Here is a 20132-nt window from a genome sequence, read left to right as displayed (position 1 = left end):
GATCAGGGTAGGAACGGGCGGTTCACCGTGGCGGCGATGCGCTGGTAACCGGAGGCGGTGATACGGACGAACAGGTCGAGCACCTTCGCCTCCCAGCCGATCAGCACTCGCCCGTGGCCCTTTCGGACACCCTCGGTGATGGTCTGTGCGGCCATTTCCGGGGTATGGATGGCCAGCTTCGCGTCGAACATCGCCGCGGCCTTCTTGCCGTCGATGCCCTCGGCGTAGGTGGAGTTGCGTGCCACCGCGGTCTTGATGCCACCGGGATGCACGCAGGTCACCTTCACCGGGTGCTTGCCGACCAGCATCTCCTGGCGCAGCGACTCGGTGAACCCGCGCACCGCGAACTTGGCCGCGTTGTACGCGCTCTGGCCGGGCACCGCGATGAGGCCGAACAGGCTGGACACATTGATGACGTGGCCCGCGCCGGACTCGATCAATATCGGCAGGAAGGCCTTGGTGCCGTTGACGACACCCCAGAAGTCCACGTCCATGATGCGTTCGATGTCCTTGAACTCCGAACGAATCACCTCGCCGTGGTAGGCGATGCCCGCGTTGTTGTAGACCTGATTGACCTTGCCGAAGTGCGCCTTCACGGCATCGGCGTAGAGCAGCACCGCTTCGCGCTCGGTCACATTGATCCGGTCCGACTTCACCTCGGCGCCGAGTGCCGCACAGCGTCGGACGGTCTCGGCGAGGCCCTCGGTATCGATATCGGACAGTGCGAGCTTTGCTCCGCGCCTGGCCAGGTTCTCGGCGAGCGCACGGCCGATGCCGGACCCCGCGCCGGTGATCACGCAGACCTTGCCCTTGAAGTAAGCATCGTTGCTCACTGTGCCACCACCTTCAGGTTGTTTCGGGAGTTGCCGCTTGTCGTTTCGTAGGCGGCGACATCGAATGTTTTTGTCAGCCTACGGAATTCGAAGGTGAAGTCCGGCCACAACGTGGTGTTGTTGCCGTGCTTGTCGAGGTACCAGCTGGAGCAGCCGCCGGTGTTCCAGACGCTGCCTTCCAGTTTATTCTTCAGTTCCACGTTGTAGGCGTCCTGCTTGTCACGGCGCACCTCGACCGTCCGCAGGCCCATCCGGTCCACGGTGGCCAGCGCGTCGGCGATGTAGTTGATCTGCGATTCGATCATGAACACCATCGAGGTATGGCCGAGGCCGACATTCGGGCCGAGCAGGAAGAACATATTCGGGAAGTTCGCGATGGACGAGCCCTTGTAGCCCTGCTGGCCGATCTCGTCGAAGACCTCGGAGAGGGTGCGTCCGTCCTTGCCCGCGATGGTGTTGTAGGCGGGGGAATCGGTGACGTGGAAGCCGGTCGCCACGATGAGCGCGTCGATCTCGCGCTCGGTGCCGTCCTTGGTGACGATCGAATTCTCGCGCACCTCGGCGATGCCGTCGGTGACCACATCCACGTTGTCGCGGCCGAGCGCGGGGTAGTACTCGTTGGAGATCAGCATGCGTTTGCAGCCGATCCGGAAGTTCGGGGTGACCTTGGCGCGCAGCTCGGGGTCGCGGATTTCATGCTTCAGCTTGGCCCGTGCGATCAGCTCGAACGCCTGCATCAGCGCGGGGATCTTGGCAAGGCCGACGACCTGGGTCTCGCGGACCGCGTAGATGGCCGCGCGCGCGAGGCGCTGGAAACCGGGGATGCGCTTGAAGGCGAATCGCTCCGGCAACGTGTACGGCCGGTCCATGCGGGGCAGTAGCCAGGGCGCGGTGCGCTGGTAGACGTCGAGGTGAGCGACCTTGGGTGCGATGGAAGGCACGATCTGGATGGAGGAGGCGCCGGTGCCGATGATCGCGACGCGCTTGCCGGTCAGGTCGGCGTCGTGGTTCCAGCGGGCGGAGTGGAAAACCTCGCCCTTGAAGTTGCCGATGCCCTTGATATCCGGCAGCGCGGGCTCGCACAGCGCGCCGACCGCGGAGACCACGGTGTCGGCGGTGAAACTGCCCTTGCTGGATTCGATTTCCCACCAGGAGGTGTCGTTGTTCCAGCGCGCGGCGGTCACATCGCAGTCGAAGAGGTGCTTGTCGCGCACCTTGTACTTCGCCGCGACGCCCTGGATGTACTGCTGGATCTCGCCCTGTTTGGAGAACGAGCGCGTCCAGTCCGGGTTGAGCGCGAAGGAGTACGAGTACAGGTGTGATGGCACGTCGCAGGCAGCACCCGGGTAGGTGTTGTCGCGCCAGGTGCCACCGACATCGCTGCCGCGCTCGAGGACCAGGTAATCGTTGCGGCCTTGCTGGCTCAATCGAATGGCCAGGCCGAGACCGGCGAACCCGCTGCCGATGATGATCGTCTTGACATGGCGGGCGGGGCGGTTGGCGACAGCTTTGTCTGTAACCTTGCGACTCATGTAGAGGAGCGTACGGTCTTATTGAGCACGAGTCAACAGTATTGACTACCGTTCAGTAGGATGGCGACGTGAGTAGCAAAGGCACCGGCGGGACCGTGAAGCGCACCCGGCTCAGCCCGGGCGAGCGCCGCACACAGCTGATTACCTTGGGCGCCAAGATGCTCGGCGATCGAGCGATCGAAGACATCTCCATCACCGAGATCGCCGAACAGGCGGGCATCTCCCGCGGCCTGCTGTTCCACTACTTCCCGACCAAACAGGATTTCCAGCTCGCGATCGTGCACCATGCGAACGCCGAATTACTCGAACGCGTAGCCCCCGATCGCTCGCTCGGCGTGTTCGACATGCTGCGCGACTCGATCGACCGCTATATCGCCTATGTCAGCGAGAACCGCACGTCCTACCTGGCGCTGCTGCGTGGTCCCGCCAGCACCAGCCCACTGCTGGTCACCCTCGTCGAGGAAACCCGCGAGGCCATCGTCGGCATCATCCTCACCGAGGCCCCCGTCCCCGTCGACGACACCGACCGCCCGCGCCTACTGCTGGCCATCCGAGGCTGGATCGCCTTCGTGGAAGAAACCACCCTCAGCTGGCTTCGCGACGAACCGATCACCCGCGAGGAACTAGTCGACTTGCTCGTCGAATCACTCCTGGCCCTCGCGCTTTCGCTCAGCCCCGCCCTGTCTGCGGCTCTCCGCAACTGATTCACGCCACTTGTCGGGATCCGCACTCTCCGAGATCTCGAAGGCATATTGCTTTCGGCCCGGCTCGACGGTCATCCAACTTCGCGCAGCGGATGGAACTGGACGCTGAGTCGCAGTTCCAGTGCCTCGGCGAAGCGCTCCACCATCGGGATGGTCGGCATCGTTCCACCCGCTTCGAATCGGGCGCGGTCGATATACCCTGACGTATGGGTCTGTCTCGGCGAGAGTTGTTGCGATTCGGAACCGTCGGCTCGATCGCGGTGCTGGTCGGAGCGTCGGCGGCAAGTAGCGGGCGGTTTTGCGCGCCGCGTTGGCTGGGGGATCCGTTCAGCCTGGGGGTGGCCTCGGGGGAACCCAACGCCGATGGCGTCGTGTTGTGGACTCGGTTGGCTCCCGACCCGTTCGCCCCGGACGGGCTCGGTGGGATGGCGCAAGCCCCGGTGACCGTGGAATACGAAGTCGCGCATGACGAGTCCTTCCAGCAGGTAGTGACGCGAGGTACCGCCGTCGCGACGCGTGAACTCGCTCATTCAGTGCATCCAGAGGTCACGGGTTTGGCCCCGAATCGATGGTATTTCTATCGCTTTCGCGCGGGATCGGTCATCTCGCCGATCGGCCGGACTCGCACCGCCCCGCCACCAGGGCAACCCACCGCGCGTATGCGTTTCGCGTTCGCCTCGTGTCAGTCGTGGACCTCCGGCTTCTACACCGCCTACGAGCACATGAGCGCCGAAGACCTCGATCTGGTTGTGCACCTGGGGGATTACATCTACGAACGCGGCTGGAACCGTGGTCGCGAGGGCATGACGGTGCAGCCGCAGTTTCGTGACGAAGCGGTTGATCTGCCCGGCTACCGCCTGCGCTACGCACAAGCCAAGGCCGAGGAGCCGTTGCGTGCCGCACACGCCGCGTTCCCGTGGCTGGTCACCATGGACGATCACGAGGTCGACAACAACTGGGCGGCCGACGCCCCAGGGCTGGGATTCGATATCTATCGCATCCCAGCGTTGTTCCGCCGCCGCAGAGCCGCTGCCTTCCAAGCGATGTACGAGCACCAACCATTGCGGATCGGACAGCTGCCCTCGGGGCCGAACATGCATCTGCACCGGCGCTACGCATTCGGCGACCTCGCCGAGATCACGATGCTCGACACCCGGCAGTACCGCTCCAAGCGGGTATGCGACGACGGCGAAGCCACCGACTGCGCCGACCGACTCGCATCCGATCGCACGATATTGGGTGAGCAGCAACGAGATTGGCTCATCGATGGGTTCGCCCGATCCCCGGCCCGCTGGCAGATTATCGGCAATCAGGTGGCGATGGGTCAATCCGATTACGACCCGGGCCCTGGCACCGAACTGGGCACCGACGCCTGGGACGGCTATGTCGCCGACCGCAACACCGTGCTCGGCGCAGCAGCCGACCGCGACGTACGCAATCTCGTCGTCATCACCGGCGACCGCCACCACAACTACGCCGCCGACCTGCGCCGCGACTACTCGGTACCTGAATCACCCATCGTCGCATCGGAATTCACCGGAACCTCGATCACAAGCGGCGGCGACGGCGCCGACACCACCGCCACCGGCCGCAACCTACTCGCCGCCAACCCCGACATGAAGTTCTTCAACGCACAACGCGGCTACGTCCGAGTCGAACTCGACCACGGCCTGTGGCGCAACGACTTCCGCGTCGTCCCCTACATTCGCCGCCCAGGCGCGCCCATCCACACCCGAGCCAGTTATGTTGTGCAAGACCGGATACCGGGCGTCACAGCAGCATCGCACCCCGACGTCCGGCCCGACCAGGCCTCCGAACCCGACACGGCAGCTCCCAGCGCGCAACCACGGTAATGCGGCGAGCCCTCCGGATGCACCGTCGGACCTGTTCTCGATCGAGGTCGCGGTGGACCCGCTGCAGGTTCGCCGCCCTGCTGGACGGGCGCGTGGATCTGGCGCCGCGGTCGCGGGAAACCTATCGGGAACGACAGCATGTCCGAAAAATCCGGATTCGCCCTACACTCGGCGGCATGTTTCTCCGACGGCTGATTGCCCTCTGCGTTTTCGCCCTGCTGGCTTCGTTCGGCGCGGTCGCCTGCACCGCCGAAGGCGCCGGCACCAAGTCCGACTGCAACCTCGGCGGTTGCACGGTCACCTTCACCCGCGGCGTGAACGCCAAGGCCAGCATCCTCGGCATCGATGCGGAACTCGTTGCCGTCAACGGCAACCTGATCACCTTGAAGGTGGCTGGTCAGGAGGTCACCGTCCCGGTCGGTGAGACCCAGCCCAGTAACGGCGTCAATGTCACGGTGCAGGAGGTCACAGACGACAAGGTCATAGTCAAGTTCGCCACCGGCATCTCCACACCCTGACGGCCGCAGGAGGTCGTCGCCCTGCACGTTGAAGGTGTCGACCGCTGTTGGAATGCCGAACGGCGGGGTCGAATCCTCTTGGTATCAAGTGGATTCGACCCGGCCGTCAGGGCATCTGCGAGCTCCGTTGGCAACTGACGACAACTTGGTTGTCGACGGTATGTATCGTCCGGCATTCGCGTGACTGCCAGGCTTCGGGCAGGTGCCCAGAAGGCAAGCGCCCCTGACCATCTCGCTCGGAAAGGCCAGGAGGCTCACGGCGGCTGTCGGGGTCAGGCGTGCGGCTGGTCGAATTCCCCGGCGGTCACACCGGTGGTGAAGAACCGATGAACATCGGTTCGGGCCCAGGCGATATGCAGGTCCTTGGTTACGAGCTCGATCAACCGCCGAACCGCTGTTCGATCATCGATAGCGTTCAACATAATTGAACAGTCAGAAGCATTGAACACCGCGCCACGCTCGATGGCATGTCTCTCCGGCTGGCCGCTGGTGGCTGCTCGATGGGAAACACGCTCGAGACGTCAGTCATCTGCTGCAACGATGAGCGCGACGCTTCCCTCGGTGCGGTGTATAAGTACTATTTCGAGGTTGGTACGAGTCCGCGGAAATCTGATTCCGCCAATATGGGCCGTGCCGTGTTCCCGTGGCGTCTACTCCGCCTCCAACGTAATCGTCTCGGAATTCGACCTTTGACACAAGTGAGCGCAGGACCGTTCGGTCGCTGGCATCGCGGCTTGACAGTCTGAATCTCTTTACGTTGATCCATTGATAGCAATGTCTACCGCCGTCGTTGAATTGGAAATCACGAAAGTTTTGAAGGACAGCTCCTCGTATGCGAGTCGGCCCAGTCAAGATAATCAGTCATTTTCGACAACTTTGCCTCGTCGAGTTGGAATTCGATGGCGAAGCGGCTCTTATCGCCGGTGATCATCACGGTGGAAGTACATTGCGTGGGCCCCCTCATAATCTGTAAGTCACCTTGGGGGAAGGTAGATCTCAACATTTGGTGCATCGTGGGCGGCGAACCAAGATTTCAATTCCGCACCTCCAAGAACGTGTGGAGTATTCGTGCCGATGTCAATCGGTCCGAGAATCATACCGACAGCTTCTGTCACAAGACAGTCTCCGAGTCGGGAGTCTGACAAATCAGTCCAGTTGAATCGGCATCGGCTAAGGTTGGCGCCACGCAGATCGGAACCTGTGAAGGTCGCATCAATCAGGTTTGCCTCGCTTAGATCGGCACCCTTCAGGTCGGCGCCCTCGAATACGGCACCTTGTAATTGCGACTCGCGAAGAACTGCGTACTCGGCCTTGCAGCCGCGCGCTTGCACTTTTCGCAAGTCGGTATGCGTGAGATCGGCGTAGCTAATGTCAGCAGACATTAGCCAGGCTTGATATAGGTCGGCTTCTGTTATGTGGACGCCACGCAAATTAGATTCATTTAGTGACGCCTCTTGAAGGTGCAGGCCCGAGAGGTCTGCTCCAGTTAATTGGGTTCCGTCGGCAGCGAGGAGAGAATCTACCGAAAGCGAGGAGGCCGACTCGGTCGAAAGTTTATCCAGGTATTCTTCCAGAATGTGACGTGCTGTCACGTCATCAGGCCAGCGAACGACGTTTTCGCGTGAGCGTCCGTATGTTCTGGTCATCTACCCCAGACTACCTTTCCTCGCCAATTTGGATTGTTTGCCACCAACTGATCGAGATGGGCTCGGCGGGCAGCCGACATGCCATCGGGATCGAGGAGGACATTCTCTCCGGTTGCAATATCTTTGTCGATCATCTTAGTGAACTGTTCGTCCGTCTGAGGGTTGGGGATCGGCTGCCCCGCGCCGGGGCGATATCCTGGCTGTGAGTCAGGGGAGCTTTTTACATCCCATCGCTCGTTGTTGGAGTCGATGAACTCGCCCTGATCCTCGCCGTTTGGTCCGGGTTGTGCTCTGGTGATGGGTCCAGGGATCGAGCCGTCGTGTTCTGCTTGCAAACCGACTTCGGCTTCCCGTTTCGATTGCGGGCTCGATGCGCCATTCTTAGCGGGATCCTTCGCTAGTTCCTCAATGCGCCGCTCGTACTCGCTTGTCCCTGGAGTATTGGTGGAATTGCCTGTACCTGCGGGCTTGTCGTCGTCTGCCATCTTGACAGTGATCGACGCGATAGCGGCAAGCGCGGCTTGGAAGCTGAGGTCGGGGATGGGTTTGAAGGCTTCGGCGGCTGTTGCGGCGGTGGCGATGCCGCCGATGAAACCCACTATGCGCAGGATGCGGCTGCGGAGGATTGTGGCGCGGATGACGGTGACGGCGCTGGCGATGATGCCGCCGCCTGCGACCGCGCCCGCGACGGCACCTGCTCCGGCGAAGACGCTGAAGGCGACGGCGAGGCCGAGGACGACGGTGAGTTCCAGTTCGGTTTTGAGGACCTCGTCATGGATGTCGCTGCGCATTTCGCCGAGCGCTGAGTTGTAGTCGGCGAGGGGCGAACCGATGGCGAGGGTTCCTTGGCCGATACCTTGGGCGCCGTCGTGGAGGGTGTTGAGGTTTCTGAGGATGTCGTCGAGGTTGGGGTGATCGCCTTCGAATTTGTTGATGACGGCGCTGAGGCGGGCGGGGGCTTCGGTAATGCTGGTGTGCTGGGCGAAGGCCTTCCATGCGTCAGCGGCGTTGCCGAGTTTCGTGGTGTCGCCGTTGGGGATCTTGCCGAGGGCTTCGAGGAGTCCCGCGACTGTCGTTTCGACGCCGGAACCGTTGTCGCCCTTGGCTGTCGATGGCGGGGTGCGTTCTTTGCCGTCGAAGACCGAGCCAACCTGGGTGGGGCGTTCGGGGGCCGGGTTGGACCTGTTGGCTAAGCCGAGGTTGTAGCCGGTCGCGGCGAGTGCGTCGCCATATCTAGCGAGCGCGTTGGCCATGGTCATGGTGGTCGAGATCAGCTCGCTGGCATGCCGGTCGTAGTGGTTGATCCATTCGACGGTCTCCGAGGCGTCGCCTGCCATACGTTCGCAGCCGTGCAGCGCGTTTCGCAGTGGATGCAGGGCGTTGCCGATCTCATCGGCGAGGGTGTGGAGTTCCTTGGAGGCGTCGTAGTAGGTTTGCCAGTCCAGGTTGATGGCCACGATTTCTCATGTCCCCTGGTGCATCTGGCGGTTGAGTTCGATGGCGGTGGTGTAGCGGTCGTGGGCTTTGCGGGCGGCGTCACTCATGTCGCGGATTCCCTCGGCGAATTCGCGTGCGCCGGTGACCCATTGGCGATGGGCGTCCGCATATGCCTGGGCGGCAACGCTTTCCCAGCCGCTGCCGTGAAGGACGGCTACCTTGTCGTCGATTTCGTCCAAGTGGTCGGCGACGAACCCGGCCAGGCCGGACAGGCGCGACACGATCTGGTCGAGGTGGTCGAGGTCTACCGAGAAATGTGAGCTCACGGCAGATCCAGGCTCGACTGAATTTCGCGGACCTGCTGGGGTACGACCGAGACGTTCTGGCCAGAAGCCGGCGTACCCCCGTCGCTCATAGACACGAACACTACCGGCGGCGCTCTGTGGTGTCGACCCTGTTGGAATGCGGAACGCCGGGTCGAATCCACTCCATACCAAGTGGATTCGACCCGGCGTCCGGATCAATCAGCTAACTACGTGGTCGGCTCGAAAGCCTCGTCGATGATTTCCTGCTGTTCCACCGCGTGCACCTTGCTCGAACCCGAGGACGGTGCCGACATGGCGCGGCGGGAGATCCTGCGGAGCTTGGTGAAGCGGTCGGGGAGGACCTCCGGGAGGTTGAGGCCGAAGAAGGGCCAGGCGCCCTGGTTGGCCGGTTCCTCCTGGACCCATGCGATATCGGTCGCGTTGGGATAGGTCGCGAGGGCCTCGTTGAGGCGGAACTTGGGCAGCGGGTAGAGCTGCTCGATCCGCACGATGGCGACGTCGTCGCGGGTGCCCTTCGCCTTGGCGGCGAGCAGCTCGTAGTAGAGCTTGCCGCTGGTCATCAGGACCCGCTTGACCTTGTTGCGGTCGCCGATGCCCTGCTCGTAGGTCGGCTCGTTGAAGACCGAGTGGAACTTCGACTCGGTGAAGTCCTTCAGGTCCGAGACCACAGCCTTGTTGCGCAGCATCGACTTCGGGGTGAAGACGATCAGCGGGCGGCGGATGCCGTCCAGTGCGTGGCGGCGCAGCAAGTGGAAGTAGTTCGCGGGGGTGGACGGCACGGCGACCGTCATCGAGCCCTCGGCACACAGCAGCAGGAACCGCTCGATGCGGCCGGATGTGTGGTCGGGACCCTGGCCCTCGTGGCCGTGCGGCAGCAGCAGCACAACGTCGGACAGCTGGCCCCACTTGGCCTCACCGGAAGAGATGAACTCATCGATGATGGACTGCGCGCCGTTGACGAAGTCACCGAACTGCGCCTCCCACAACACAAGTGCGTTGGGGTTGCCCAGCGAGTAGCCGTACTCGAAGCCGACCGCCGCGTACTCACTCAGCGCCGAATCGTGCACCGCGAACCAGCCGGGGTTCTTGCTGCCGATGTTGTGCAGCGGGGTGTACTCCTCGGCCGTCTTGCGGTCGATGATCACCGAGTGCCGCTGGGTGAACGTGCCACGACGCGAGTCCTGACCGGTCAACCGGACAGCTTTGCCTTCGTCGATCAGCGTGCCGAAGGCCATCAGTTCGGCGAAAGCCCAGTCGACCTTGCCCTCGTAGGCCATCTCGCGACGCTTCTCCAGCACCGGCTTGACGCGCGGGTGCACGCTGAAACCGTCCGGCACGTTGAGGAAGGCGTCACCGATGCGCTGCAGGGTCGTCTTGTCCACGGCCGTCACGACTGTCGTCGGCACCTGCTGGTCGCCCTCGACCGATTCGCTCGGCTCCGGGACGTACTTCTCCAGCTCGCGGACCTCGTTGAAGACTCGCTCCAGCTGCCCCTGGTAGTCGCGCAGGGCGTCCTCGGCCTCTTTCAGCGAGATATCGCCACGGCCGATCAGGCTCTCGGTGTATGCCTTGCGGACCGAGCGCTTGGTGTCGATGACGTCGTACATGGCCGGCTGAGTCATCGACGGGTCGTCGCCCTCGTTGTGGCCGCGACGCCGGTAGCAGACCATGTCGATCACGACGTCCTTGCGGAACTTCTGCTTGAAGTCCACCGCGAGACGCGCCACCCAGTCGCACGCCTCCGGGTCGTCGCCGTTCACGTGGAAGATCGGCGCACCGATGAACTTCGCGATGTCCGTGGAGTATTCGGTCGAGCGGCTGTTCTCCGGCGCCGTGGTGAAACCGATCTGGTTGTTCACCACGATGTGGATGGTGCCGCCGACGCGGTAGCCACGCAGCCCCGACAGATTCAGCGTCTCGGCGACAACACCCTGACCGGCGAACGCGGCGTCACCGTGCAGCATCAGCGGGACAACGGAGTAGCCCTCGGGGCCGTCACCCTTGTCGAGGATGTCCTGCTTGGCGCGGGCCAGGCCCTCGAGTACCGGGTCGACCGCTTCCAGGTGCGACGGGTTGGCGGTCAGCGAGACCTCGATCTCGTTGTCGCCGAACATTTGCAGGTAGGTGCCGTGCGCACCGAGGTGGTACTTCACATCGCCGGAGCCGTGCGCCCCCGCCGGGTTCATGTTGCCCTCGAACTCGGTGAAGATCTTCGAGTACGGCTTGCCGACGATATTGGCGAGCACATTGAGCCTGCCACGGTGCGGCATGCCGATGATGACCTCGTCGAGCGAGTGCTCGGCGCACTGGTCGATGACCGCGTCCATCATCGGGATCACGGTCTCGGCGCCTTCGAGCGAGAAGCGCTTCTGGCCGACGTACTTGGTCTGCAGGAAGGTCTCGAAGGCCTCCGCCGCGTTCAGTCGGTTCAGGATGTACTTCTGTTGCGCGACGGTCGGCTTCGCGTGCTTCTGCTCGACCCGCTCCTGGATCCACTGCAACTGCTCGGTATCGAGGATGTGGGTGTACTCCACACCGACGTGGCGGCAGTAGGCGTCGCGCAGTACCGAGAGCACCTCGCGCAGCTTCATCTGCTCCTGGCTATGGAAGCCGCCCACGTTGAAGGTGCGGTCCAGATCCCACAGGGTCAGCCCGTGCTGGGTGACATCGAGGTCGGGGTGGCTGCGGAACTTGTCCTTGACCAGGCGCAGCGGATCGGTGTCCGCCATCAGGTGGCCACGGTTGCGGTAGGCCGCGATCATTTCCAGCACGCGCGAGCTCTTGTCGACGCCGCGCTCGCGGATGTCCTTGCGCCAGCGGACCGGCTCGTAGGGCACGCCGAGCCCGTGGAAGATCTCGTCGTAGAACTCATCGCTGATCAGCAGGTTGTGGATGGTCCGGAGGAAGTCGCCGGACTCAGCGCCCTGGATGATGCGGTGGTCGTAGGTGGAGGTCAGCGTCATCAGCTTGCCGATGCCGATATCGGCGATCCGCTCGTCGCTCATGCCCTGGAACTCGGCCGGGTACTCCATGGCGCCCGCGCCGACGATCGCACCCTGGCCCGGCATCAGTCGTGGCACCGAGTGCACGGTGCCGATGGTGCCCGGATTGGTCAGCGAGATGGTGACACCGGTGAAATCCTCGGTGGTCAGCTTGCCGATGCGGGCCCGGCGGACGATGTCCTCGTAGGCGGTGTGGAACTGCCCGAAGGTCATTTCTTCGCAGCCCTTGATGGCGGCTACGACGAGGGTGCGGCTGCCGTCCTTGCCGGGCAGGTCGATGGCGAGGCCCAGGTTGGTGTGCGCTGGGGTGATCGCGTTCGGCTTGCCGTCGACCTCGGCGAAGTGCCGGTTCAGGTTCGGGAAGGCTTTGACGCCCTGCACGATCGCGTAACCCAGCAGGTGGGTGAACGAGATCTTGCCGCCGCGAGTGCGGGCCAGGTGGTTGTTGATGACAAGACGGTTGTCGATCATCAGCTTCGCCGGGATGGCACGAACGCTGGTCGCTGTGGGGATGGTCAGCGAGGCGGACATGTTCTTGACGACCGCTGCGGCCGCACCGCGCAGCACCTTCGATTCGTCGGCGGCCGCGGCGGGCTTCGGCCCTCCGGAGGTTGGTGCCGCGTTCGAGGTAGGTGCCGGAGTTGTCTGCGGGGTGCGCGCGGTGACCTTGGCCGGAGCCGCGGGCTTCGCCGGAGCCGGAGCAGCAGTGGCCGGTACGGCAGGCGCCGGTGCGGCCGGGGCAGGTGCAGCTGCGGCGGGCGCGGGTGTGGGGGAGGTCATAGCCGGTGTCGGCGCCGCCGCCTGCGCGGGCGCTGCGTTTTGGCTGTTACCGGAATCACCAGTGGCTTCAGGCGTGTAATCAGCGAGGAACTCGTGCCAACTCTCGTCTACCGAAGATGGATCCTGTTTGTACTTCTGATACATCTCATCGACTAGCCACTGGTTCTGTCCGAACTGGGAAGTTGAGCTGCTCACAGCAGGTGTTCGCCTCATTTCGTTCTTCGCGCTGCGACGTTTGTGACGTGCCCGGCACGGGGATCAGCGGATACGCGCCGATGCGCCCTGTCTGAGGATAGGCCCAACAGCAATCCGGCGGATCTACTGACCACCCGACAGTTCCGATCCCATAGGTGACGACTCGTCTGTGACCGAGAATATTCCCTCGGTTTCCCGGGCAGCAGCCCATAGCCGGGAATACGGCCCGCCAGCGGCCACCAGCGCGGCGTGCGTGCCGATTTCCGAGATCTTTCCGTGATCGACAACGGCGATCTGATCGGCTCGTGCGGCCGTGCCGAGCCGATGCGCGACGATGACCGTGGTCCGCCCCCGCGCCAGCGAACGGCTCGCTAGCAGTACCGACGCCTCGGAGTCCGGGTCGAGCGTCGCGGTCGCCTCGTCGAGCAGCAGCAGATCAGGGCCGACCAGCTCGGCCCTCGCGAGCGCGACGAGCTGACGCTGCCCCGCCGACAACCCGCGGCCGCGCTCGCCGACGGGCTGGCGCATGCCGAGTGGAAGCGCGGCGATCATGTCGCTAGCGCCGACCGCCGTCGCGGCCGCGGCGATCTCCGCATCGGTCGCCGAAGGTTTCCCGAATGCGATGTTGCTCGCGACGTCACCGGTGAAGAGGTGAGCCTCCTGCGGGACGATGCCGAGTCGGGATCGGTAGTCGGTGAGGCGGTAGTCGCGGATGTCGACGCCATCGACTCGGATCGCGCTGTCGGTTACGCGCCCGCCGTTGACAGTGCCGTTGCCGAGATTTCGAACAACGTGTTCGGTATCCCTGGTGAAGTCCCGGTCATCGGGCAGGTCGTACAGGCGAGCAAGCAGCTTGACGATGGTGGATTTACCCGCGCCGGTCGGTCCGACCAGCGCGAGCGTCGAGCCTGCTGGGATATGCAGCGATACGCCGTCGAGGGCGGGTGTTCGGGTGCCCGGGTAGTGGAATCGAACATCGTCGACGGTGACCTCGCCGCGCAGTCCGTCCGTGATCGCGATCGCATCGGCAGAGTCGGCGGCGATCGAGGACGGCGTGCGCAACAGTTCACCGATCCGGCGCAGCCCGACCCTGGCCTGCTGATATCCGTCGAATACCTGGGACAGTTGCAGGATCGGCGCGAACAGCAGTTCCAGGTACAGCACGAAGGCGATCAGCGTGCCAGGACTCGTTGTGCCGTCCGCGACCTCGCGGGCTCCGATGAAGACCACCGCCGCCAACGCGAGGTCGGCCCACGCGATGACGAACGCGAAGTACATCGAGATAGCGCGCTGGGCCCGCATCCTGCTGTTGCGGTAGCGCTCGGAGTATTCGGCGAACCGGTGCGCCGCGATCGGTTCGTGCCGACTGGCCTGTACCGCGCGCAGGCCGCTGACGTTCTCCTGGAAATCGGCGTTCACCGCCGAGACATGCTCGCGCGACACCGTGTACGCGGTCGAGGAGACCCGACGGAACAGCCAGGTCGCGCCCGCGAGCGCCGGCAGCGCCACCAGCACCGCCGCCGCGAGTGATGCGTCGATGACCAGCAGTGCGACCGCGATGCCGATGAGGGTCAGGCCACCGATCAGGGTGGTCGCGAGGCCGGTCTGCAAGAAGGTCGACAGCGCGTCGATGTCGGTGGTCATCCGGGTCATGATGCGTCCGGACAGTTCCCGCTCGTAGAAGTCGAGCCCCAGTCGTTGCAGATGGGCGTAGCTGCGCACGCGTAAGCCGTACAGCACCCGCTCGCCGGTGCGCGCGGTGAGCACGGTCGCCACGGCAGCGACCGCGAGCCCCGTGAGCACAAGCACGGCACCGAGTACTGCCGCCATGGCCAGCGCACCGGAATCCCTGTGCCCGACACCGGAATCGATCGCATAGCGCACGATCGGCGGGAAGCCGACCCCGATGAGCGCGTCCAGCGCGAGCAGACCGATCACGATCAGCACCAGCCAGCGGACCGGGCGCAGTAGCCGACCGAGCCGAAAGCCGGGATCGGGCTGCCGCAGCCGCCGCTCGTCCAGACCTGGTTCCTCGATGGCCGGTGGTAGCCGCTCGATATCGCGACGCAATTCGGGAGTCTCGCTGAGATCGGCCGCTGCGCCCGACCCCGCGCCACCGATCGCGGAAGGCCCGTGGCCGACTCGGACCGTAGTCGCCGCCACATTCACGTGCTCGAGGTGATGGGTCGCAGTCGGAGCAGGCAGCCGGATGACACGGTCGGCGTGCGCGAGGGTCGACTCGCGATGGGCCAGGATCAATGTCGTTCGCCCGCCTTGATCCGGCAGTGTGTCGAAGATCGCGGCCTCGGTCACCGCGTCGACCGCGGAGGTGGCGTCGTCGAGCACCAGGATGCGTGGCCGCGCCAACAGCGCCCTTGCCAATGCGATCCGCTGGCGCTGACCGCCGGACAAGGTCAGCCCGCGCTCGCCGACCACAGTGTCATAGCCGTCGCGCAGTTCAGTGATGAAGTCGTCAGCCGCTGCCAACTCGGCGGCCTGCCGGATCTCGGTGTCGGTGGCATCCGGACGGCCGAGTGCGATATTGGCGGCGATGCTGTCGGAGAACAGGAACGGGTCGTCGAAGACAACGCCGATCGCGCTGCGAAGATCGGCAGCGCGAAGGTCCGCGATATCGACGGCCGCCGGATTCCCACCGCCCGGTGGCTCGGCGTCGTGGTCGAGTCGCGGACCCGGCGACGCCGGGTAGGTGTCCGGGGTGGCATCGAATTGGGAAGCGGTGCGGTCGGTTTCGGTGCCGAACAGGCGGATGTTGCCGGCGTCCGGTGTGTAGAAGCGGGGTAGCAACAGTGAGAGTGTGGTCTTGCCGGAACCGGCGGGGCCGATGATCGCCACTGTCTCGCCCGGGCGCACGGTGAGGTCGAGGTCGCGCAGCACCGGGCGGTCGGGGTCGAATCCGAAAGTGACCGCGTCTATTTCGATGCCGAGCGGGCCGTCGGGTAGCGGGGTGGGTGTGACGGGGTCGGCGATCGTCGGCGCGGTGTCGATTACCTGGTAGACCCGTTCGGCCGCCGCGCGGGTCAGCTGGGCCATGATCACCACCGAGGTCATGGTGCGGGTGGTCGAGGTCATGGTGGCGACGTAGGCGGCGAAGGCGAGGAAGGTGCCGATGCTGATGGTGCCGTGCAGCGCGAGCAGTCCGCCGAAGGCGATGACCGCGACAAGTCCGGCCTGCGGGACCGCGGAGACGGTCGGCGCGAACCGCGCGTTTATCCGTGCCGCGCGCATCCGCTCGGCATACAGCGTTCTGCCGTGCTGTTCGAGCACCTCGACCATGCGGGCTTCCTGCCCGAACCCCTTCACCACACGAACCCCGGTGACCGTCTCCTCGACGTGCTGGGCGACCTCGGCGGCGCGCTGCTGCGCGGACCAGGTCGCGGCATACAGCCGTGGCCGCATCCGATACACCACCAGCGCGATCACCGGCACTACCAACAGCGCGGCAGCGGCCAGCGGCGGTGACAGCCACACCATCACCGCGGCCGCGAGCACGAACTCCACCAGCGCGAGCCCCGACAGCGGAGCCATGGCGAGCAGCCCCTGCACCAGTTGCAGATCGGTGATCGAACGCGACACCACCTGCCCGGTGCGCATCGCGTCCTGCCCGGTTCCGTCCAGTCGCTGCAACGAGCCGAGCAGTTGCAGCCGCAGACTGTGCTGCACGTTCAACGACAGCCGCCCCGCCAGCATCCTGCGCCCGAACGCGGCGGCGAACCGCCCCACCGCGAGCAGCGCGAGCAGTCCGGCAACCACCCCGATAGCGTCGGTATCCCCGACCCCCGCCGCATCCAGCGCCCGCTTGGTGAGCAGCGGCGCGGTAATTTCCACCACCGCCCCGACCGCCAACGCGGCCGAGATCCCCACGAGCAGCCGGCCATGCGACCGACTCTCGGCCCACAGTCTGCGCATCCAACCGCGCGAGCGCTCGCCAACCAGATGTTCAGTCAAATCAGGTGCTCGCCCATCTCGATCGTCTTCGTCTACACATAACCCGACGTTAACGACACGCACCGACGGGGGAGTTGCGTGACGCGTCGATGTTGCCGAACACCATGGTCATGATGGTGCCTTTTTCGTTGGATTTACTGTGGTTGGGCTGCCGAGGACCGGCCGTTGACGATGGCGAGGAATTCGTCCGTCGTCAAGATCGCGTGCGCGTATTGCGGCGCATTGATCTCGAACGTCGCGGTCATTTCGTCCCAGCGGAACGCGCCGATGGCGTCGCGGATGAGGGTCACGTGGTAACCGAGTTCTTGACCGAACCGAGCGGTGGTGTCAATGCACGTGTTGGCCCTCATGCCGATGAGGACGATCTTCTGGATGCGGTGCTGCACGAGCATCATGTCGAGGTCGGTGTTGGCGAAGCCGCTCGCGGACCAGTGCTGGCTCATGACCAATTCGTCCTCGCGGGGCTCGAAGTCCGGGTGCCACTGCGCTCCCCAGCTGCCGACCGCGAACGTCTGTCGTTCGACGATGCGACGCTGGGTGGGCGAGAGGTGGTCCCATGTGAGGTAGTCGCCGGGCGTTGTCTGGTGGTGCGGCACGATGAACACCCGGAAGCCGCGGCTCCGCGCTGCGGCGAGCATGGCGCGCATATGGTCGAGTAACCCGACTCCTTCGGCGACCTCTTTGGCCGAGGGCCACAGCTTGCCGCCCTCGGAGAGAAAATCGTTGTACGGATCGATGACCAGCAGTGCGGTCTCATCGCTGGGATAGGCGTGGGCAGCGCCCATCACATCCTCTGTCCGACTGTCCTCGGTGCCATCGGGTGTGGTGCTGATTCTCATGTGTTTCCCCTTGTGGACTGTCGTGATGAATCGGTGTGCGTTCATGCTTCGTCGACTCGGATCACATCAGTTGCGCATGTCCAGGACGACGCGGAACCGTGCCTTGCCGGACATCATGCGGGCATACGCCTCCGGCGCCTCCGCCAGCGGCATCACCTCGATCATCGGGTGGATGCCGCGGGCCTGGCTGAGGATGAGATTGTCCTCGTTCTCGATGGAACTGCCGGTCAGGCTCCCGGAGACCATGTGGGTGCCGAAGATCAGGTCGGAGGTTCGGATCGAGATCGGGTCGGGTGCGGCGCCGACCACCACCATCCGACCCCGCGGCGCGAGGCCGGCGACGAGCGGGGACATCGAGGCGCCGCTGGCCGCGGTGGCGATGATCGCCGCGGCGCCGCCGAGCGCGCGCAACGCCTCGCCGGGGTCCTCGGCGGCGCTGTCGATGTAATGGTCCGCGCCGAGTTGCGCGGCGAGCTCGGCCTTGTCGGTGCCGCGGGCGATAGCGGCGACCCGATAACCGAGCTCGGCGGCGTACTGCAGGCCGAGGTGTCCGAGCCCGCCGATCCCCTGGACCGCGACGAGAGCGCCCGGGCGGGCCTCGATCTGCCGCAGGGCACTATAGGTCGTCAGTCCCGCACACAGCAGCGGGGCGGTTTCCAGCGCATCCATGCCGTCCGGGATCCGGACCAGCCCGCTCGCGCGGGCGAAGGTGTACTCGGCGTATCCGCCGTCGACGGTGGTCCCGGTCCACGGTTGATCGGTGCAGTTGACGAAGTCACCTCGCCGGCAAAGGTCGCACTCGTTGTCCTGGCCGCCCAGATATCCGACACCGACGCGATCCCCGATCCGCCATGTGGTCACACCGTCGCCGACGGCGTCTATTACACCGACGATTTCGTGACCGGGAACGACCGGCTGCGTCGGGTCGGCGCGCAGCCCCTCCACAGCGAGGGTGTCGGAATGACACACGCCGCAGCTGTCGACCCGCAGTCGCACCTGCCGCGCCGGTGGATCGCCCAGCTCGCGGGTGACCAGGGAGAATTCGCGGGTCCCCGTGACTTCGAAGGCGCGATACGTGGGCATGATTGCGTCCTTTCCGATGTCCCGTCGCGACTTTCGGTTGCTGAGTGAGCGACCCTTCGAGCTGCGTCAGCCGAGCCTGGACACCTGGTAGTGGCTGATCCGAACCCCTTCGGGTGTGTCCTTGACCAGTACGCTCAGGTACACGGTCAGCGTCGGCCGGTCTATGAAGGAGAAATCGACGCTCAGGTAGCCGAGCACCAGATTGTCCGCGAGACGACGGGTTTCGAGGATTCGGTACGCGGCGGTCATACCCGCTGGCTGCGAGTCGTAGTAGTCGGCGACACCCTGCCGCCCGACGGTGTAGGGGCGTAGGCCCTGGAAAATCGCGTCCGCGGTGAACTCGGCGGCGACGCGCTGGGGCTCGTGCGCGTCGACGGCCGCCTTCCACCGGTCGAGCACGCCTCGGAGGATCTCTTCGTTTGCCGCGGTGTTGTTCATGAGATGTCCGACGCGTGCTCAGTGTCCGGCGCTCTGGCCGCCGTCGACGTGCAGGATCTCGCCGGTGACGAACGCGGCGTGCTCGAGGTAGAGGATCGCGTCGACGACGTCGTCGATCTCACCGAGCCGGCCGACCGGGTGCAGGGCGGCGAGCGCCTCGTACGTTTCGGGCGGGTGCATCGGGGTGCGGATGGTACCGAGCGAGACGGTGTTGACCCGGATTCCGCGGGTCGCGTACTCGATCGCCAGCGACTTCGTGACGGCGTTCAGACCGCCCTTGGTCAGCGACGCGAGCGCCGAGGGCACCTGTGAGTCGGCGTGGTCGACCAGGGTGGTGGAGATGTTCACCAGATGGCCTCCGCTGCCCTGGGCGAGCATCGCGGCGACAGTGGCGCGGGAGATGTCGAAGAAGCCGCGCAGGTTTACGCCGGTCACGGTGTCGTAGTCCGCGTCGGTGTAGTCGGTGAACGGCTTGGCCACGAAGACTCCCGCATTGTTCACCAGTGTGTCGATCCGGCCGAACCGCGCCAGTGTCTGGTCGACGATGTCGGCGCCGGTACCCGGCTGGGACAGGTCGCCGGGCACGGTCAGCACGTCGGGATCGTCGGATGCGCCGATGGAGCGGGAGGTCGCGGCGACGGCATAGCCGAGCTTGCGGTAGCCGACGACCAGGGCCGCGCCGATACCCTGGGATGCGCCGGTCACAATGGCGACTTTCTGCGTGGTGCTCATAAGCCGGATCCTCGCTTCCAGGATCGGGGTCGGCGCGCAAAGGATCGAATTCCCGAAATCCCGGTACTACGATTCGGAACACGGGGTGTTTCACTCACGAATCGATAACGCGCGTTCGGCGCGTACCCACGCCAGTGTCAGCTGACGCAGCTCGCGCTTCTACACACAGGATGGGTCAGAGCGCTGTTCTCTATCGTAGCAATGGAGACATTGGCATGACTACGCCCGCAACTGATCTCGACTTGACC

At 64.6% G+C, this 20132-nt stretch carries 15 protein-coding genes; 3 read left to right on the top strand and 12 right to left on the bottom strand.

The features are described 5' to 3' along the window. Nucleotides 1-2: 2 nt before the first annotated feature. Together ACLMAJ_RS00965 and ACLMAJ_RS00960 are read right to left on the bottom strand one after the other, a co-directional pair. On the bottom strand, nt 3-833 hold the full coding sequence (locus ACLMAJ_RS00965; protein ID WP_412011511.1) for an SDR family NAD(P)-dependent oxidoreductase: 831 nt from the start codon (nt 831-833) through the stop codon (nt 3-5). Next, nucleotides 830-2365: a flavin-containing monooxygenase gene (locus ACLMAJ_RS00960; protein WP_412011510.1), complete on the bottom strand. Its 1536-nt coding sequence runs from the start codon at nt 2363-2365 to the stop codon at nt 830-832. Before ACLMAJ_RS00960 ends, ACLMAJ_RS00965 begins: the two co-directional genes overlap by 4 nt. Nucleotides 2366-2433: 68 nt before the next feature. Between ACLMAJ_RS00960 and ACLMAJ_RS00955 the strand changes: the two genes are divergently transcribed. From ACLMAJ_RS00955 to ACLMAJ_RS00945, 3 genes are all read left to right on the top strand, one after another. After that, nucleotides 2434-3069 carry a TetR/AcrR family transcriptional regulator gene (locus ACLMAJ_RS00955; protein ID WP_412011509.1) on the top strand — a complete coding sequence of 212 codons (636 nt, stop codon included), beginning with the start codon at nt 2434-2436 and terminating at the stop codon, nt 3067-3069. Nucleotides 3070-3275: 206 nt separating this feature from the next. Beyond that, nucleotides 3276-4922 carry an alkaline phosphatase D family protein gene (locus tag ACLMAJ_RS00950; protein WP_412011508.1) on the top strand — a complete coding sequence of 549 codons (1647 nt, stop codon included), beginning with the start codon at nt 3276-3278 and terminating at the stop codon, nt 4920-4922. A 92-nt stretch (nt 4923-5014) separates the two neighbouring features. Further along, nucleotides 5015-5440, top strand: a complete 426-nt coding sequence (locus tag ACLMAJ_RS00945; protein ID WP_412011507.1) for a hypothetical protein — start codon at nt 5015-5017, stop codon at nt 5438-5440. Nucleotides 5441-5712: 272 nt separating this feature from the next. On the opposite strand, the gene ACLMAJ_RS00940 is transcribed toward ACLMAJ_RS00945, so the two are convergent. The 10 genes from ACLMAJ_RS00940 to ACLMAJ_RS00895 all read right to left on the bottom strand — a co-directional run bounded on the left by ACLMAJ_RS00940 (nt 5713) and on the right by ACLMAJ_RS00895 (nt 19884). Next, the gene (locus tag ACLMAJ_RS00940; protein WP_412011506.1) at nt 5713-5862 is read right to left on the bottom strand and encodes a hypothetical protein; all 150 of its coding nucleotides are present in this window, start codon (nt 5860-5862) and stop codon (nt 5713-5715) included. Between the two features lie 552 nt (nt 5863-6414). Then, entirely contained in the window at nt 6415-7086 is a 672-nt protein-coding gene (locus tag ACLMAJ_RS00935; protein WP_412011505.1) for a pentapeptide repeat-containing protein, read from the bottom strand. Beyond that, complete coding sequence (locus ACLMAJ_RS00930; protein ID WP_412011504.1) at nt 7083-8423, bottom strand: hypothetical protein; 1341 nt, start codon at nt 8421-8423, stop codon at nt 7083-7085. The genes ACLMAJ_RS00935 and ACLMAJ_RS00930 overlap by 4 nt, the downstream gene beginning before the upstream one ends. A 126-nt stretch (nt 8424-8549) precedes the next feature. Continuing rightward, entirely contained in the window at nt 8550-8849 is a 300-nt protein-coding gene (locus tag ACLMAJ_RS00925; protein WP_412011503.1) for a WXG100 family type VII secretion target, read from the bottom strand. Nucleotides 8850-9055: 206 nt separating this feature from the next. Further along, a complete protein-coding gene (locus tag ACLMAJ_RS00920; protein ID WP_412011502.1) occupies nt 9056-12844 on the bottom strand; it encodes a multifunctional oxoglutarate decarboxylase/oxoglutarate dehydrogenase thiamine pyrophosphate-binding subunit/dihydrolipoyllysine-residue succinyltransferase subunit in 3789 nt (1262 codons plus the stop codon). A gap of 105 nt (nt 12845-12949) precedes the next feature. Further along, nucleotides 12950-16753, bottom strand: a complete 3804-nt coding sequence (locus ACLMAJ_RS00915; protein ID WP_412011999.1) for an ABC transporter ATP-binding protein — start codon at nt 16751-16753, stop codon at nt 12950-12952. Between the two features lie 173 nt (nt 16754-16926). Beyond that, entirely contained in the window at nt 16927-17631 is a 705-nt protein-coding gene (locus ACLMAJ_RS00910; RefSeq protein ID WP_412011501.1) for a cysteine hydrolase family protein, read from the bottom strand. Nucleotides 17632-17697: 66 nt separating this feature from the next. Beyond that, on the bottom strand, nt 17698-18714 hold the full coding sequence (locus ACLMAJ_RS00905; RefSeq protein ID WP_412011500.1) for an alcohol dehydrogenase catalytic domain-containing protein: 1017 nt from the start codon (nt 18712-18714) through the stop codon (nt 17698-17700). A gap of 66 nt (nt 18715-18780) precedes the next feature. Then, a complete protein-coding gene (locus ACLMAJ_RS00900; protein WP_412011499.1) occupies nt 18781-19152 on the bottom strand; it encodes a YybH family protein in 372 nt (123 codons plus the stop codon). Between the two features lie 18 nt (nt 19153-19170). After that, nucleotides 19171-19884, bottom strand: a complete 714-nt coding sequence (locus tag ACLMAJ_RS00895) for an SDR family NAD(P)-dependent oxidoreductase (protein ID WP_412011498.1) — start codon at nt 19882-19884, stop codon at nt 19171-19173. Nucleotides 19885-20132 lie beyond the last annotated feature (248 nt).

The organism is Nocardia arseniciresistens (genome assembly GCF_046764875.1).
Classification (GTDB): Bacteria; Actinomycetota; Actinomycetes; order Mycobacteriales; family Mycobacteriaceae; genus Nocardia; species Nocardia arseniciresistens.
The sequence above is the reverse complement of the archived record's forward strand: the minus strand, read 5'-3'. Positions and strand labels throughout refer to the sequence as shown.

What these genes read in the sequence shown, in the direction of transcription:
- ACLMAJ_RS00950 (WP_412011508.1), top strand. Translation starts at nt 3,276, where the DNA reads ATGGGTCTGTCTCGGCGAGAGTTGTTGCGATTCGGAACCGTCGGCTCG.
- ACLMAJ_RS00930 (WP_412011504.1), bottom strand. Translation starts at nt 8,423, where the DNA reads ATGGCAGGCGACGCCTCGGAGACCGTCGAATGGATCAACCACTACGAC.
- ACLMAJ_RS00905 (WP_412011500.1), bottom strand. Translation starts at nt 18,714, where the DNA reads ATGCCCACGTATCGCGCCTTCGAAGTCACGGGGACCCGCGAATTCTCC.
- ACLMAJ_RS00960 (WP_412011510.1), bottom strand. Translation starts at nt 2,365, where the DNA reads ATGAGTCGCAAGGTTACAGACAAAGCTGTCGCCAACCGCCCCGCCCGC.
- ACLMAJ_RS00900 (WP_412011499.1), bottom strand. Translation starts at nt 19,152, where the DNA reads ATGAACAACACCGCGGCAAACGAAGAGATCCTCCGAGGCGTGCTCGAC.
- ACLMAJ_RS00895 (WP_412011498.1), bottom strand. Translation starts at nt 19,884, where the DNA reads ATGAGCACCACGCAGAAAGTCGCCATTGTGACCGGCGCATCCCAGGGT.
- ACLMAJ_RS00940 (WP_412011506.1), bottom strand. Translation starts at nt 5,862, where the DNA reads ATGTTGAACGCTATCGATGATCGAACAGCGGTTCGGCGGTTGATCGAG.
- ACLMAJ_RS00920 (WP_412011502.1), bottom strand. Translation starts at nt 12,844, where the DNA reads ATGAGGCGAACACCTGCTGTGAGCAGCTCAACTTCCCAGTTCGGACAG.
- ACLMAJ_RS00935 (WP_412011505.1), bottom strand. Translation starts at nt 7,086, where the DNA reads ATGACCAGAACATACGGACGCTCACGCGAAAACGTCGTTCGCTGGCCT.
- ACLMAJ_RS00915 (WP_412011999.1), bottom strand. Translation starts at nt 16,753, where the DNA reads ATGCGCAGACTGTGGGCCGAGAGTCGGTCGCATGGCCGGCTGCTCGTG.
- ACLMAJ_RS00910 (WP_412011501.1), bottom strand. Translation starts at nt 17,631, where the DNA reads ATGAGAATCAGCACCACACCCGATGGCACCGAGGACAGTCGGACAGAG.